General features: G+C 61.6%; 16 protein-coding genes. 15 read left to right on the plus strand and 1 reads right to left on the minus strand.

Translation table 11 applies throughout. From position 1 onward, the window contains the following. Positions 1 to 102: 102 nt before the first annotated feature. The 6 genes from fghA (at position 103) to FB009_RS31815 (ending at position 5310) form a co-directional block, all read left to right on the plus strand. Positions 103 to 933, plus strand: coding sequence for an S-formylglutathione hydrolase (fghA, locus tag FB009_RS31790; protein ID WP_011969577.1), 831 nt, complete (start codon positions 103 to 105; stop codon positions 931 to 933). Positions 934 to 946: 13 nt separating this feature from the next. Then, positions 947 to 1357, plus strand: coding sequence for a c-type cytochrome (locus FB009_RS31795; protein WP_011969576.1), 411 nt, complete (start codon positions 947 to 949; stop codon positions 1355 to 1357). A gap of 176 nt (positions 1358 to 1533) precedes the next feature. Further along, positions 1534 to 3339 (plus strand): lanthanide-dependent methanol dehydrogenase XoxF5, encoded by a 1806-nt coding sequence (gene xoxF5, locus FB009_RS31800; protein ID WP_011969575.1) that lies wholly within the window; start codon positions 1534 to 1536, stop codon positions 3337 to 3339. Positions 3340 to 3414: 75 nt separating this feature from the next. Next, complete coding sequence (locus tag FB009_RS31805; RefSeq protein WP_011969574.1) at positions 3415 to 3942, plus strand: c-type cytochrome, methanol metabolism-related; 528 nt, start codon at positions 3415 to 3417, stop codon at positions 3940 to 3942. Continuing rightward, positions 3899 to 4768: a substrate-binding domain-containing protein gene (locus tag FB009_RS31810; protein WP_024312589.1), complete on the plus strand. Its 870-nt coding sequence runs from the start codon at positions 3899 to 3901 to the stop codon at positions 4766 to 4768. The genes FB009_RS31805 and FB009_RS31810 overlap by 44 nt, the downstream gene beginning before the upstream one ends. After that, entirely contained in the window at positions 4765 to 5310 is a 546-nt protein-coding gene (locus FB009_RS31815) for a PQQ-dependent catabolism-associated CXXCW motif protein (protein WP_011969572.1), read from the plus strand. The genes FB009_RS31810 and FB009_RS31815 overlap by 4 nt, the downstream gene beginning before the upstream one ends. A 39-nt stretch (positions 5311 to 5349) precedes the next feature. Here FB009_RS31815 and FB009_RS31820 read toward each other — a convergent pair whose 3' ends face one another. Further along, the gene (locus FB009_RS31820; RefSeq protein ID WP_011969571.1) at positions 5350 to 5859 is read right to left on the minus strand and encodes a DUF3280 domain-containing protein; all 510 of its coding nucleotides are present in this window, start codon (positions 5857 to 5859) and stop codon (positions 5350 to 5352) included. Positions 5860 to 6122: 263 nt separating this feature from the next. Here FB009_RS31820 and FB009_RS31825 point away from each other — a divergent pair, with 263 nt between their 5' ends. The 9 genes from FB009_RS31825 (at position 6123) to gfa (ending at position 13380) form a co-directional block, all read left to right on the plus strand. Then, the gene (locus FB009_RS31825; protein ID WP_050564345.1) at positions 6123 to 7268 is read left to right on the plus strand and encodes an ABC transporter substrate-binding protein; all 1146 of its coding nucleotides are present in this window, start codon (positions 6123 to 6125) and stop codon (positions 7266 to 7268) included. 1 nt (position 7269) lies between these two features. After that, the gene (locus FB009_RS31830; RefSeq protein ID WP_018210140.1) at positions 7270 to 8259 is read left to right on the plus strand and encodes a YVTN family beta-propeller repeat protein; all 990 of its coding nucleotides are present in this window, start codon (positions 7270 to 7272) and stop codon (positions 8257 to 8259) included. A gap of 31 nt (positions 8260 to 8290) precedes the next feature. Next, positions 8291 to 8743 carry a cupredoxin domain-containing protein gene (locus FB009_RS31835; RefSeq protein WP_018210141.1) on the plus strand — a complete coding sequence of 151 codons (453 nt, stop codon included), beginning with the start codon at positions 8291 to 8293 and terminating at the stop codon, positions 8741 to 8743. Between the two features lie 63 nt (positions 8744 to 8806). Beyond that, positions 8807 to 9790 carry an ABC transporter substrate-binding protein gene (locus FB009_RS31840; RefSeq protein ID WP_011969567.1) on the plus strand — a complete coding sequence of 328 codons (984 nt, stop codon included), beginning with the start codon at positions 8807 to 8809 and terminating at the stop codon, positions 9788 to 9790. After that, on the plus strand, positions 9765 to 10544 hold the full coding sequence (locus FB009_RS31845) for an ABC transporter permease (protein WP_011969566.1): 780 nt from the start codon (positions 9765 to 9767) through the stop codon (positions 10542 to 10544). Before FB009_RS31840 ends, FB009_RS31845 begins: the two co-directional genes overlap by 26 nt. Then, on the plus strand, positions 10541 to 11188 hold the full coding sequence (locus FB009_RS31850) for an ATP-binding cassette domain-containing protein (protein WP_011969565.1): 648 nt from the start codon (positions 10541 to 10543) through the stop codon (positions 11186 to 11188). The genes FB009_RS31845 and FB009_RS31850 overlap by 4 nt, the downstream gene beginning before the upstream one ends. Next, positions 11175 to 11903, plus strand: coding sequence for an ABC transporter ATP-binding protein (locus FB009_RS31855; RefSeq protein ID WP_011969564.1), 729 nt, complete (start codon positions 11175 to 11177; stop codon positions 11901 to 11903). Before FB009_RS31850 ends, FB009_RS31855 begins: the two co-directional genes overlap by 14 nt. Continuing rightward, the gene (locus FB009_RS31860; protein WP_011969563.1) at positions 11900 to 12691 is read left to right on the plus strand and encodes an ABC transporter permease; all 792 of its coding nucleotides are present in this window, start codon (positions 11900 to 11902) and stop codon (positions 12689 to 12691) included. The genes FB009_RS31855 and FB009_RS31860 overlap by 4 nt, the downstream gene beginning before the upstream one ends. Positions 12692 to 12810: 119 nt before the next feature. After that, positions 12811 to 13380 (plus strand): S-(hydroxymethyl)glutathione synthase, encoded by a 570-nt coding sequence (gene gfa, locus FB009_RS31865; RefSeq protein WP_011969562.1) that lies wholly within the window; start codon positions 12811 to 12813, stop codon positions 13378 to 13380. The last annotated feature ends 311 nt before the right edge of the window (positions 13381 to 13691 follow it).

The raw sequence follows: 13691 nt of genomic DNA on the forward strand, positions 1-13691 counted from the left end.
GATGATTACCCACACCATGCCGCTCGAGGACATCAACAAGGGGTTCGAACTCATGCATTCCGGCGAGAGCATTCGAAGCGTGGTCCTCTATTGAGCGCGAAGATGGAACTTGTAACGCAAAGCCAATGTTTCGGGGGGACCCAGTCGGTCTACCGCCACGCCTCCGAGGTTTGCGGCGTCGAGATGACATTCGGCCTGTATTTGCCGCCTCAGGCCCGGAAGCGCTCCGTGCCGCTCCTGTGGTACCTCTCCGGGCTGACATGTACCCATGAGAATGCAATGATCAAGGCGGGCCTGCAGCGGCACGCGGCCGAGCAGGGGCTGGCGCTGATTTTCCCCGACACCTCGCCGCGCGGCGACGGAGTGGCCGATGACGAGGCCTACGATCTTGGACAGGGCGCCGGCTTTTACGTTAATGCGACGCAGAAGCCCTGGTCGCCGCACTATCGCATGTATGATTACATCGTCACCGAATTGCCGGCCCTGTTGCAGGCGCAGCTGCCGGTCAACGGCGTCAACGGCATTACCGGGCACTCGATGGGCGGCCATGGTGCCCTCACCATCGCCTTTCGCAATCCGAAACTGTTCCGATCCGTCTCGGCCTTTGCGCCGATCGTCAATCCGACCCGGTCCGATTGGGGGCGCAAGCAGTTTTCCGCCTATCTCGGCGACGACGAGGCCGATTGGGGCAGCTATGACGCCTGCCTGCTGCTCAGCGAACTCGGCTGGCACGGCGATATCCTCATCGACCAGGGCGCGGCGGACCAGTTTCTCACCGAGCTGCAGCCCGAGGCGATGGCCCGGTTGCTGGCGGAGCGTCGGCAAGCCGGCGTCGTACGGCTGCAGGCGGGATATGACCACAGTTACTATTTCGTGGCGAGCTTTGGCGAAGACCATGTGCGCTGGCATGCAGAGCGGCTGAACGCCGCGTAAGGGAGAGGAAAGAATGGCTTCAAGACTTGGTTCCGTACTGACCGCTGCCGTCCTGATTGGCGGAATTCTCGGCGCAGCCGCGCCGGCACTTGCACTGGATCCCGCAGCCGGAGATCCAGCGGCGGGCGCGAAAGTCTTCCGCAAGTGTCAGGCCTGTCATACGGTCGGCCCGGATGCCAAATCGAAAACCGGCCCCTTGCTGAACGGGATCATCGGCCGGTCTGCGGGCAAGGTCGAGGGCTACGCCTATTCCCCGGCGATCGAGAAAGCGGCTGAGGCCGGGCTTACCTGGACGCCGGAAAAGATCGCCGAGTTTCTGACCAGTCCGAAGGGCTTCCTGCCCGGCACCAAGATGACCTTTGCGGGACTGCGCAAGGATCAGGAACGTGCCGACATCATCGCATATCTGGCAACTTTCCCCTGACCGACGAGGAGGAGCCGAAACACCGAGATAAGCAATGTTCCCCCGTAGCATCCGGAGCTTTTCCGGCTGGCGGGGCAGAGTCGCAAGCCGATACCGGGAGATGAGGAAAACCGTAAGGTTTTCCCGGGGCGAGCGGGTTGAACGGCCCTATCGGCAGCACCCAAGAGGAGGATGAAATGAAACGACTTCTTACTATGCTTGCCTTCATGTCGATAGGCGGCGGTGCGCAGGTCGCATTCGCCAACGATGATTTGCAGAAGCTCATCGATGACCCCAACCAATGGGCGATCCAGACCGGCGACTATGCCAACCTGCGCTATTCCAAGCTTGACCAGATCAACAAGGACAACGTAGGCAAACTCCAGGTCGCCTGGACCTTCTCGACCGGCGTTCTGCGCGGTCACGAAGGTTCGCCGCTTGTGATCGGCGACATGATGTATGTGCATACGCCGTTCCCGAACACCGTCTATGCGCTGGATCTCAGCAAAGACGGCCAGATCGTCTGGAAATACGAGCCGAAGCAGGATCCGAACGTGATCCCGGTGATGTGTTGCGATACGGTCAATCGCGGCGTCGCCTATGCGGATAACAAGATCTTTCTGCATCAGGCCGATACGACGGTCGTGGCACTCGATGCCAAGACCGGCAAGGTGGCATGGAGCGTCAAGAACGGCGATGCGACCAAGGGCGAGACCAACACCGCCACCGTCATGCCTGTCAAGGACAAGGTTCTCGTCGGCATATCCGGCGGCGAGTTCGGCGTTCGCGGCCATGTGACCGCTTATTCGATCGCGGATGGCAAGCTCCTGTGGCGCGCTTACTCCATGGGGCCGGACAGCGACACGCTGATGAATCCTGAAAAGACGACCCACCTTGGCAAGCCGGTCGGAAAGGACTCAGGTCTGACGACCTGGGAGGGCGATCAGTGGAAGATCGGGGGCGGTACGACCTGGGGCTGGTACTCCTATGATCCCGAACTCAACATGGTGTATTACGGAACCGGCAACCCATCCACCTGGAACCCGACCCAGCGGCCTGGCGACAATCGCTGGTCGATGACGGTCTTCGCGCGGGACGTCGATACCGGGGAGGCCAAATGGGTCTACCAGATGACGCCCCACGACGAATGGGACTATGACGGCGTCAACGAGATGATCCTGACCGAACAGCAGATCGACGGCAAGGATCGCAAACTGCTGACCCACTTCGACCGCAACGGCTTCGGCTATACGATGGATCGCGTCACGGGCGAGTTGCTCGTAGCGGAGAAATACGATCCCACCGTCAACTGGGCGACTGAAGTGGTCATGGACTCCAAGTCGGAACAGTTTGGCCGGCCGCAAGTCGTAGCTCAGTATTCGACTGAGCAGAACGGCGAAGACACCAACACGACCGGCGTCTGCCCGGCCGCTCTCGGTACCAAGGACCAGCAGCCGGCGGCCTATTCGCCGAAAACCGAGCTGTTCTACGTGCCTACCAACCACGTCTGCATGGACTACGAACCCTTCCGGGTAAGCTACACCGCCGGCCAGCCCTATGTAGGGGCCACGCTGTCGATGTACCCGCCGAAGGATAGCCATGGCGGCATGGGCAACTTCATCGCCTGGGACAACAAGGAAGGCAAAATCAAGTGGTCCCTACCGGAGCCGTTCTCGGTCTGGTCCGGCGCTCTGGCGACAGCCGGCGACGTGGTCTTCTACGGAACGCTCGAAGGTTATCTGAAGGCGGTCGACGCCGCGACCGGCAAGGAGCTCTATCGCTTCAAGACGCCTTCCGGAGTGATTGGCAACGTGATGACCTATGCCCGCGAAGGCAAGCAGTACGTGGCCGTCCTCTCGGGTGTTGGGGGCTGGGCCGGAATCGGTCTGGCAGCGGGCCTGACCAACCCAACTGAAGGTCTCGGAGCCGTTGGCGGCTACTCGGCCCTCAGCAACTACACCGCGCTCGGCGGTACGCTCACCGTGTTCAAGCTGCCGGAATAAGCGGCAATCTTAGCCCGGGAATCGGCGCGGGCTCTCAAGCCCGCGCCGATTCATACCAGCCCCAAAGGATGCAAGATGACCAGAACAAGACACGCCGTGCCGATGATCCTCGCCCTGTTCACGCTTATGGCGGGCGCCGCGGGCGCAGAAGAAGCGCCGGACAATATCACCGCTGCGCGCGACGAAAACGGGCGCTATTACACCGCCGACGACGTTCCTACTTTCAAGGTCACCGAAGACGGCACGGTGGACTGGCTGACCTATTCAGGCTTCCGCCGGTACCACTCGGAATGTCACGTCTGTCATGGCCCGGAGGGCGAGGGATCGAGCTATGCACCAGCCCTGAAGACCTCTGCAATAAACATGGACTATTATGATTTCGTCGATGTCGTCACCAACGGACGCAAGAAGGTCAGCGCTGCCGAGAACTCGGTGATGCCCGCCTTCGGCGAGAACGTCAATGTGATGTGTTATCTCGACGACATCTACGTCTATCTGAAAGCGCGCGGAGCCGATGCATTGCCGCGAGGACGTCCGGCCAAGAAGGAAGCGAAATCCGATGCGATCAAGGATGCTGAAAAGGCTTGCCTCGGCCACGAGTAGCCTCTTGACAGCGGCCGGCATTATGCTGCCAGCGGTCGCCGGCTCCCAGCCCGCGGCAGCTCAGACATCGGACCTTGTGTCGAAGACGGCGTTTCGGGTTTGTGCCGATCCCGCCAATCTGCCTATGTCCGATCGCGAGGGTGCGGGATACGAAAACAAGATCGCCGAACTGATGGCATCCAAGCTCGGACTGCCGCTGGAGTACACCTGGTTTCCGATGGCGACCGGCTTCGTCCGCAAGACCCTGCAGGCCAATGCCTGCGATGTGGTCATCGGATTTGCACAGGGTGACGAGATGGTTCTCAACACCAATCACTATTACACCTCGGCCTATGTGCTGATCGCCGCGTCCGGCGGTCCGCTTGCCGGTGTGACGACGCTCGCCGATCCTCTTCTCAAGGACAAGCGCATCGGCATCGTCGCCGGAACGCCGCCGGCGACCCATATGGCAAGAAACGGACTGCTGCTCAAGGCGAAGGGGTATCATCTGATGGTCGACCGCCGGTACGAAGACCCGGCCGACGACATGCTCAAGGACCTGGAATCCGGCGCTCTCGATGCGGCGATCCTATGGGGCCCGATCGGTGGCCCCCTCGTCAAGGCGAGCCATCCAAAGCTGAAGGCGACCCCGCTCCTGGCGGAGTCCACTCCACCGAGGCTTTTCTACCGCATTACCATGGGCGTTCGCCAGGGCGAAAAGGTCTGGGAGCGCAAGTTGAATTCCCTCATTCGTCGCAATCAGTCCGAAATAAACGCCATTCTCGCCGATGCCGGCGTGCCGCTCCTGAACGACATGGGAACCGGTCCTCTCGAGACGCCGAAATGATCCGCCCGTGGCTCCATTCGCTGGTCCTGCTTCTGTTTGCCGCCTTTCCGGCGGCAGCGGCCGAGGAACCTGCCGGCTATCGCGAGAGCGAATACCGCGCCGAGGTGCCTGCCACGCTCTCGGGCGCGACCGTGGTTTCGACCGAAGCCGCCCATGCATTGTGGAAGACCGGTCAGGTGGCCTTCATCGATGTCCTGCCGCGGCCGCCGAAGCCGGCCAACCTCCCCGAAGGAACGGTCTGGAACGAGAAGCCGCGCCTGTCCATTCCGTCGTCCCTGTGGCTGCCGAATGTCGGCTATGGCATGCTGGCGGACGTCATGCAGGACTATTTCCGGGCCGGCCTGGAGAAGGCGACCGGCGGCGACAAGGATCGGCCGGTGCTGTTCTTCTGTCTCGACGGCTGCTGGATGTCCTGGAATGCCGGGAAGCGCGCTCTGGAATACGGTTACACCCATGTCTTCTGGTATCCGCAGGGCACCGACGGCTGGGCGACGGCCGGATATCCGACGGAGCGGATCGAGCCGGAGCCCGGCGGCCAGTGAGGCAGGTGCCGCCGCATGTCTCCCGCACCGGATCGGGCTTCATGATTTGAAGAAATGGTTCTTCAAAATGTAGCGAATGCCGCGCAGCCAGCTGTCGTCGGTGTTCGACCGGATGTCTACCGCAATGCCGCGCAGGATCTCGCCGGAGTTCACGTCGCGCAGAACGAGTTCCACCGACAGGATAAGGTTGGAGATCTTCCGCACCTCGCCGACGAGCACATAATCGGCGCCGAGCCGCTCGCCCATGTGCAGCTCGCAACCGTTGCAGTCGGCCGGGTTTACCGTGCTGGCGAGTTCGGCGGCCACGGGCGCCGTCGAGAGCATGACGAAACCTTCCTGAACGAAGCGGTCACGCGCGGCGCTTTCCATGAGTTCGAGCCGCGCGGTCTCGTCAGCCCGCACCCCGTTATACGTGCCCTCCGTCGACAGATCGATGAAGGTCATGCCGAGGAACGCCACCTTGGCACCGGGCTCCAGCGGCTTGTCCAGCGCTGCACAAGCCAGAGCAGGCCACATTGTCAGGATCAAAGCTACCAGGATGTGCCGCATGAAATTCAGCCTAGCACACGCATACCGCTAAACTACGCTCCTTAAGTATCGGTTTTGCGACACGAATTGCACTGTTAGTCTCCGTCCCTGAGGGAGTGTCAGGGGGAGGTCGGTCCGGCATGCTTGAAGCAATTCCAGGAAGGGTGCGCAGCGGTTTTCCGTCCGGAATTGCCGAGAAACGGACGGTTCGAGCAACTCCGCGATTCAGAGAAAAGGGGAAGTGCCCTCACCTATCGGGTCTGCTCGCCCTTTTCTGGGTGGCCATGCTTGTCACCTCTCCCTCGCAGGCGGCGGAGGTGAAGACGGCGGTGCTCAGGATCGATCGCGTCGTCGGTCCGCCGATCTCGCGGCTCGATGCGCCGCCCGCCGATCTGGGCTTTGCCGGCGCCATGCTGGGCAATGAGGACAATCGGACGACCGGTGCCTTCACGGGCATGGATTACACGGTGACGACGCAGGCGGTTGCACCGGAAGAGGCAGGGGCGGCGCTCGACGGGCTGAAGGCGGAAGGCATCGGCCTCATCGCCGTGATCGCCGAAGGCGACATCCTGAAGGAACTGTCAGAAAAGGCCGGGCCGGGGGTACTGCTCTTCAACGCCGGCGCGCGCGACGACGGGTTGCGCGATGCGGACTGCCTGGCGAATGTGCTGCATGTCTCACCCAGCCGCTCGATGCTCAGCGACAGTATCGTGCAGTTCCTGATGTGGAAGAAATGGCCTCGTATCCTGCTGATCCACGGCTCGCATCCGGAAGACAGGCTGCTGGCCGAAAGCTACCGCAAATCGGCCGCCAAATTCGGCGCGAAGATCGTAGAAGAGCGCGAATTCGTCGATACCGGCGGCAGCCGGCGAACGGATACCGGCCATGTCATGGTGCAAAAGCAGATTCCCGTCTTCACACAGGAAGCCGAGCCCTATGACGTCATCGTCGCGGCCGACGAAGCAGGCGTCTTCGCGCCCTATCTGCCTTACCACAGCTGGGATCCGAGGCCCATCGCCGGATCGGCCGGACTTCGCCCTGTCTCCTGGCATCCCGCCCACGAGGCGTGGGGCGCGACCCAGTTCCAGCGCCGCTTTGAGAAGCTTACCGGCCGTTACATGCGCGAGGAAGACTATCAGGCGTGGCTTGCCATGCGGGTGATCGGGGAGGCGGTGACCCGCTCCGGCAAGGCCGATCCCGCAACCGTGCGGGCCTATGCCCTTTCGAAGGACTTCGAACTGGCCGCGTTCAAGGGTCAGAAGCTGACCTTCCGCACCTGGAACGGGCAGCTGCGGCAGCCGGTCCTTCTGACCGAAGGCCGGGTGACGGTCTCCGTTTCTCCGCAGGACGGTTACCTGCATCAGCATTCGCCGCTCGACACGCTGGGCATCGATGCGCCCGAAACCGCCTGCCAGGCCTTTGGAGGATAAGATGCTCAAATCCGCAATGGCGCTTTTGCCCGCCGTTCTGATGCCCGCCGTTCTGATGTTTGCCGGTTCTGCCGAGGCCAACAAGGTCTTCGTGAGCAACGAACGGGGCAACAACGTCACCGTGCTCGACAGCCAAAGCTGGAAAGTGATCGCCACGTTTCCGGCAGGCAACAGGCCGCGCGGCATCACCATCAGCCCGGATGGCAAGGAGCTTTACGTATGCGCCTCGGACGACGACACTGTTCGCGTCTTCGATCCCGAGACCTATAAGGAACTGCACACGCTGCCCTCTGGCCCGGACCCGGAGCTCTTCGCTCTCGCGCCGTCAGGCAATCCGCTCTACATCGCCAATGAGGACGACAATCTGGTAACCGTCGTGGACGTCAAGACCCGCCAGGTGCTGGCCGAGGTGCCTGTCGGCGTCGAACCGGAGGGCGTAGCGGTCAGCCCGGATGCAAAGACGATCATCAACACGTCCGAAACCACCAATATGGCGCACTTCATCGACGCCGCGACCTACAAGATCGTGCACAACGTGCTCGTGGACCAGCGGCCGCGCTATGCGGAATTCACTGCCGACGGCAAGAAGCTTTACGTGAGTTCGGAAATCGGCGGCACCGTTTCCGTGATCGACGTGTCGGCGGCCGAGCCGAAGATTACCAGGAAGATCACATTTGAAGTGCCCGGCGTCCTGCCGGAATGGCTGCAGCCGGTCGGTGTCAAGGCGACCAAGGACGGCTCACGTATTTTCGTGGCGCTAGGGCCCGCGAACCGCGTCGCGGTGATCGATGGGGAGACCGACGAGGTGCTCGACTATCTGCTTGTAGGGCAGCGGGTGTGGCAGATGGCATTCACGCCGGGCGAGGAATTCCTGATCACCACCAACGGCAATTCCAACGACGTCAGTATCATCGACGTGAAGGCGGAAAAGGTTATCCAGTCGGTTCAGGTGGGCGAGCAGCCTTGGGGTGTGGTGGTTGCACCGAATTGAGGCGGAACCACGGGCAATAACGATAGGGAGGATGTTCATCGTGCATAGATCTTTTGTTGCAGCGCTCGCCACGCTCTTTCTCGCTGGTCCGGCCGCGGCCGCGCCGCTTTGCGCCGATATGGGCTTTGCCGGGCTGCTTGCCAAATGCAATCGGGGGGAGCCGATCGAGATTACGCTCGCCTCCGGAAAACCGTTGGGGAAGGGTGCCATTACGCTGCAGTCAGGCGCATACTATGAAATGCAGATCACGGCGGACGGATCGGCGGAGCTGGCGATCACTGGAGCGCCGTTCTTTCGCGCCATCTGGATGAACGAGATCGTCGTCAACGGCATAGAAGTGCGGCCCATGGCGATCGACAGCCTGGAATTCGACGAGGCGGGGACCGCCACCCTGTCCTTCATCGCCATCAAGCCGGGAACATACGAGGTGAGGATTCCGGAGACTTCCAGCGATAGCCAGAAGGTGTCGATCTCCATTCAGTGAGCCGCCCGTACGAGAAGTTTGCTGGACAGCGGAACCAGGGCGACAGTTTTTCGGGAGGAAGCAATGAAGGTTTTTGAGCAATTAGCCGTTTGCCTCTTCGCCGCTTGCCTGCTTGCCTTGGGGCCGACCTTCGCCCTGGCCGAGGAACTGCCGCAGTTGCGCGCAGCCATGCTGGCCTCGGGCACCGTCAACTGGGAAATCTCCACGATCAAGACCCACGAATTCGATCGCGCGAACGGCTTCGAGCTGGTGGTCCAGGATTATGCGGACAACGGCGCGACGCGCGTCGCCTTCGAGGGCGGCGAGGCCGACACGATGGTGGCCGACTGGATCTGGGTGGCCAACCAGCGTGCTGCCGGCAAAGACTATGTCTTTATTCCTTATTCGCGGGCAGTCGGCGGCCTGATGGTCAAGGATGACAGCGACATCAAGGCGCTGCCGGACCTTGCCGGCAAGAAAATCGGCATCGCCGGAGGTCCGCTCGACAAGAGCTGGTTGATCCTGCGCGCCTATGCCAAGCAGCAGCATGGCATGGACCTTGCAGCCGAAACCGAGCAGGTATTCGGCGCGCCGCCGCTGATCTTCAAGTCGGCGCTTTCCGGCGAGACGGCAGGTACCATCAATTTCTGGCACTTCCTCGCGAAGATGAGGGCCAAAGGCATGCACGAGCTGATCTCGGTTTCAGACGCTGCAGCGGCGCTCAAGCTCGATCCCGATACGCCGCTGCTCGGCTATGTGTTGAAGGGCGAATATGCCGCGACCCATCCGGATATTGTGAAAGGGCTTTACAAGGCCTCTCGCGCGGCCAAGGATCTGCTGCGCAGCGATGACGAGGTGTGGGGGGCATTGCGGGACAAGATGAACGCGGCAGACGATGCTGAATTCGTTGCGCTGCGTGACGGCTATCGTGCCGGCATTCCGAGCGGCAAGCCGATCGACGAGGCGGCGGCTGACCGGTTTCTGCGGCTGATGGCGGAACTCGGCGGAGAAGAACTCGTCGGCAAGGCGACAAGCCTGCCTAATGGATTGTTCCTGCACCTTGAATAAGACGCTGCAACATCCTGCCTTGGTGCGCGCATTGTCGCTGGGGCTGCTGTTGCTCTTGTGGATAGCGGCCGCCGCCCTGACTGCGGACGCGTCCGTCCTGCCGCAGCCCTGGGCCCTTTGGACGCCTTTCCTGCAGGCGCTTGGCTCCGGCGCCTTGCCCTATCACCTCGGGATGACCTTATGGCGCGTGGTATGCGCATTCGTGCCGGCAATGATCATCGGCGTGGCGGTCGGCTTTCTCATGGGGCGCTTCGCCAGTGTCGATCGGTGGCTCGATCCATGGCTCGTCGTGTTTCTCAACCTGCCGGCACTCGTGCTGATCGTCCTGTGCTACATCTGGATCGGTCTGAACGAGACCGCCGCCATCACCGCAGTTGTGCTCAACAAGATCCCCAATGTCGCAACGCTCCTGCGCGAGGGCACGCGGGCACTCGATCCGAACCTCGACTCCATGGCCGCAGTCTACCGCATGCGGCCGCTCGCGCGGCTGCGCCACGTGATCATGCCCCAGCTTGCGCCTTTCATTGCTGCCTCTGCCCGTGCCGGCATCGCGGTGATATGGAAGATCGTACTGGTGGTGGAGTTTCTCGGCCGCTCCAGCGGCATCGGCTTCCAGATCCATTTCTATTTCCAGCTTTTCAACGTTGCCATGGTGCTCGTCTATGCGCTTTCATTCATCGGCGTGATGCTGCTGGTGGAGGCTCTCTTCCTGCAGCCGGCCGAACGCCGTGTGCGACGCTGGAGGACGGCGTGATCAAGGTCGATGTCAGACGTAAGGCATTCGGGGAAGAGGAGGTGCTGCGGGCTATCCGTTTCGAGATGGAGACGGGCGAGACCGTTGCCATTCTCGGTCCTTCGGGCATCGGCAAATCGACGCTGCTCCGGCTCATCGTCGGAATCGACACCGGTTTCGAAGGCAAAATTACCCGGCCGGAAAAGATCGCCATGGTTTTCCAGGAGCCTGTTCTCCTGCCGTGGCGAAGCGTCGTCGAGAACCTGACATTGGTGCATCCGCAACTCGGAACGCAGGCAGCTTTATCGGCACTGGAGCGGACCGGCATCGCCGACAAGGCCGGGCTTTTCCCAGGCCAGCTGTCCCTCGGGCAGCAGCGACGGCTGGCGCTCGCCCGCGCCTTTGCCGGAAGGCCGGAACTTCTCGTCATGGACGAGCCCTATGTGTCGCTCGATCCCGCAATGGCCGAGGATATGTTGTCGTTGACCGAGGCCCTGATCGCGGAAACCGCCCCTGCCGTCATTCTCGTGACCCATTCCGAGGCCGAGGCGCGACGGCTTGCCCGGCGCTGCCTCCGCCTCGCCGGAAAACCGGCAACGATCATCGAGGAATTTGCGGCAAAACCCGCATCGGACGGCTGGGAAGGACATCATGATCGGGCTTGAGGTCAGCCATGTCAGCTATAGCTACGGAAAGTCCAAGGCACTACACGATGTCAGTTTCTCCGTAGAAAACGGGCGGTTCTGCGCCCTGCTCGGGCCGAACGGCGCCGGCAAATCGACGTTGTTCGCTCTGCTCACACGGCTGCTCGCGACAGGAGAGGGCAAGATTGGCGTGGCCGGCTTCGACATCGCGCGCGAGCCGCGTGCGGCGCTCGCGCGTATCGGCGTGGTGTTCCAGCAGCCGACCCTCGACCTCGACATGTCGGTGCGCCGTAACCTGCGTTATTTCGCCGGGCTCCATGGCTTGTCCGGGAGGCCAGCCGCTGTGGCGATCGAAGCCGCGCTGACACAGCTCGGCATGGCCGAGCGAGCCGACGAGCAGGTGCGTGCCTTGAACGGCGGTCACCGGCGGCGAATGGAGATCGCGAGGGCACTGATCCACGGGCCGCAGATATTGCTGCTCGATGAGCCGACGGTCGGACTGGACGCCGCCTCCCGTCTGGCAATCACCGACCATGTCCATCAGCTCGCCGAGAGCGGGCTTTCGGTCCTCTGGGCAACGCATCTTGTGGACGAGATCCGGCCGACGGACCAGGTCGTCGTTCTGCATCGTGGCAAGGTTCTGAGCGATGGCAGGGCCGGGGAACTTGCGGGCGGGCAGGGGCTCGCCAAAGCGTTCCTCTCGATGACGGCGGAAGACCGGGAGATCGTGACATGAAGGCATGGCTGATCGCCCTTTCTGCAGTCGTCACCCGCGAAAACCTGCGCTTCGTTCGCCAGCGCGGACGTTTTCTGGCAGCACTCGTGCGACCGCTCGTCTGGCTGATCGTCTTTGCCGCCGGTTTCCGCGCAGCGCTTGGCGTGTCGATCATCCCGCCCTATCAGACTTATATTACCTATGAAGTCTATATCCTTCCGGGGCTCTGCGGCATGATCCAGCTCTTCAACGGCATGCAATCGTCGCTGGCGCTGGTCTATGACCAGGAGATGGGATCCATGCGCCTCCTGCTGACCTCGCCCCTGCCGCGCTGGTGGCTGCTGTTCTCTAAGCTCCTGGCCGGTGTGATCGTGTCCATTCTGCAGGTGGCGGTCTTCCTGGGTATAGCGGCGCTGACCGGCATTACCGTACCGCCCGTCGGTTATGTCGCGGTGCTTCCTGCCCTGGTCATCAGCGGCTTGATGCTTGGCGCTTTCGGCCTGCTGATATCCTCGACGGTCCGGCAACTCGAGAACTTCGCCGGTGTCATGAACTTCGTGATCTTTCCGATGTTCTTCCTGTCCTCGGCACTTTACCCGCTATGGAAGATGGCGGAGAGTTCTCCCCTGTTGCGCGATATCTGCGCCCTGAATCCGTTTACCTACGCGGTCGAACTGATACGATTCGCGCTTTATGGCGAGCTCGACCTGACCGCACTCGTCTGGGTCGGCACGTGCTTCATCCTGTTCATGCTCGCGGCCCTGTGGGGCTACAATCCCGCCCGAGCCATGCTTCGGTCGAAGGGCTGAGATTGCTTTGTTTTAAGGGCTCCACGCCCGAAAACCGACACTTTCCGCTATATTGCCGCGAGCCGCTTTTGCACTGATCCTGCTTGTGAACGAAGGACGTTCAAGCCGAGGAGGAACCAATGCTAAAGCTACATCCGTCCATCGATAACGGCTTTCCGCCCGCCAGTCCGGGCTTTGCCGGTGGCACGCTGAAGTGCCGATGCGCCAGCAATCCGGTGACCGTGGAGATCGGTGCGCAGACGGCGCATAACCATGCCTGCGGCTGCACCAAATGCTGGAAGCCGGAGGGCGCCATCTTTGCGCAGATTGCAGTCGTCAGCCGAGACAAGGTAAACGTCACCTCGGGATCCGAAAAACTGCAGGTCGTCGACCCGAACGCGACGATCCAGCGCTATGCCTGCCGGGATTGCGGAACGCATATGTATGGCCGGATCGAGAACACCAAGCACCCGTTTTACGGGCTCGATTTCGTTCATACCGAGCTCAGCAACGAAACGGGCTGGTCGCCACCCGAATTCGCGGCCTTCGTCTCGTCGATCATAGAAAGCGGCGTGAACCCGGAAAGGATGCCGGAGATACGCGAGCGCCTGAAGGAAATCGGGCTTGAACCCTATGACGCGTTGTCACCGCCTTTGATGGACGCGATAGCAACCCACATCGCCAAACAGACCGGCGCGCTGCCGGCCTGACCTGCTGCAGCTACTGGGGACTCGCACCACCAGCCGACCGTCTCCTCCCTCGGACCCCGCCCGTCGCCTCTTGTTGAAGAGGCATTTCAACGGGCGGGGTTTGAGGTGTTTCTGTGTTCGCGCCTGAGCATGGTAGACGACTTTCGGTCACGAAATAGAGCGGGCATTCCGACCCTTCCTCCCGCGCCTTGTCTGTCGCGGGTGCCCTCCGATCTCATTCCTGTGCTCGTCACAGGAATCCTGTGTGTCGAAACTGTGCTTATATGGGTGCGGGCGGAAGGCCGTCGGAATCCTGGTCTTTAAAGACCGTG

Source organism: Sinorhizobium medicae (assembly GCF_007827695.1).
Classification (GTDB): Bacteria; Pseudomonadota; Alphaproteobacteria; order Rhizobiales; family Rhizobiaceae; genus Sinorhizobium; species Sinorhizobium medicae.

What these genes read in the sequence shown, in the direction of transcription:
- xoxF5 (WP_011969575.1), top strand. Translation starts at nt 1,534, where the DNA reads ATGAAACGACTTCTTACTATGCTTGCCTTCATGTCGATAGGCGGCGGT.
- FB009_RS31825 (WP_050564345.1), top strand. Translation starts at nt 6,123, where the DNA reads ATGCTTGTCACCTCTCCCTCGCAGGCGGCGGAGGTGAAGACGGCGGTG.
- FB009_RS31805 (WP_011969574.1), top strand. Translation starts at nt 3,415, where the DNA reads ATGACCAGAACAAGACACGCCGTGCCGATGATCCTCGCCCTGTTCACG.
- FB009_RS31830 (WP_018210140.1), top strand. Translation starts at nt 7,270, where the DNA reads ATGCTCAAATCCGCAATGGCGCTTTTGCCCGCCGTTCTGATGCCCGCC.
- FB009_RS31815 (WP_011969572.1), top strand. Translation starts at nt 4,765, where the DNA reads ATGATCCGCCCGTGGCTCCATTCGCTGGTCCTGCTTCTGTTTGCCGCC.
- FB009_RS31820 (WP_011969571.1), bottom strand. Translation starts at nt 5,859, where the DNA reads ATGCGGCACATCCTGGTAGCTTTGATCCTGACAATGTGGCCTGCTCTG.
- FB009_RS31855 (WP_011969564.1), top strand. Translation starts at nt 11,175, where the DNA reads ATGATCGGGCTTGAGGTCAGCCATGTCAGCTATAGCTACGGAAAGTCC.
- FB009_RS31860 (WP_011969563.1), top strand. Translation starts at nt 11,900, where the DNA reads ATGAAGGCATGGCTGATCGCCCTTTCTGCAGTCGTCACCCGCGAAAAC.
- gfa (WP_011969562.1), top strand. Translation starts at nt 12,811, where the DNA reads ATGCTAAAGCTACATCCGTCCATCGATAACGGCTTTCCGCCCGCCAGT.
- FB009_RS31835 (WP_018210141.1), top strand. Translation starts at nt 8,291, where the DNA reads ATGTTCATCGTGCATAGATCTTTTGTTGCAGCGCTCGCCACGCTCTTT.
- FB009_RS31810 (WP_024312589.1), top strand. Translation starts at nt 3,899, where the DNA reads ATGCGATCAAGGATGCTGAAAAGGCTTGCCTCGGCCACGAGTAGCCTC.
- FB009_RS31840 (WP_011969567.1), top strand. Translation starts at nt 8,807, where the DNA reads ATGAAGGTTTTTGAGCAATTAGCCGTTTGCCTCTTCGCCGCTTGCCTG.
- FB009_RS31795 (WP_011969576.1), top strand. Translation starts at nt 947, where the DNA reads ATGGCTTCAAGACTTGGTTCCGTACTGACCGCTGCCGTCCTGATTGGC.
- FB009_RS31845 (WP_011969566.1), top strand. Translation starts at nt 9,765, where the DNA reads ATGGATTGTTCCTGCACCTTGAATAAGACGCTGCAACATCCTGCCTTG.
- fghA (WP_011969577.1), top strand. Translation starts at nt 103, where the DNA reads ATGGAACTTGTAACGCAAAGCCAATGTTTCGGGGGGACCCAGTCGGTC.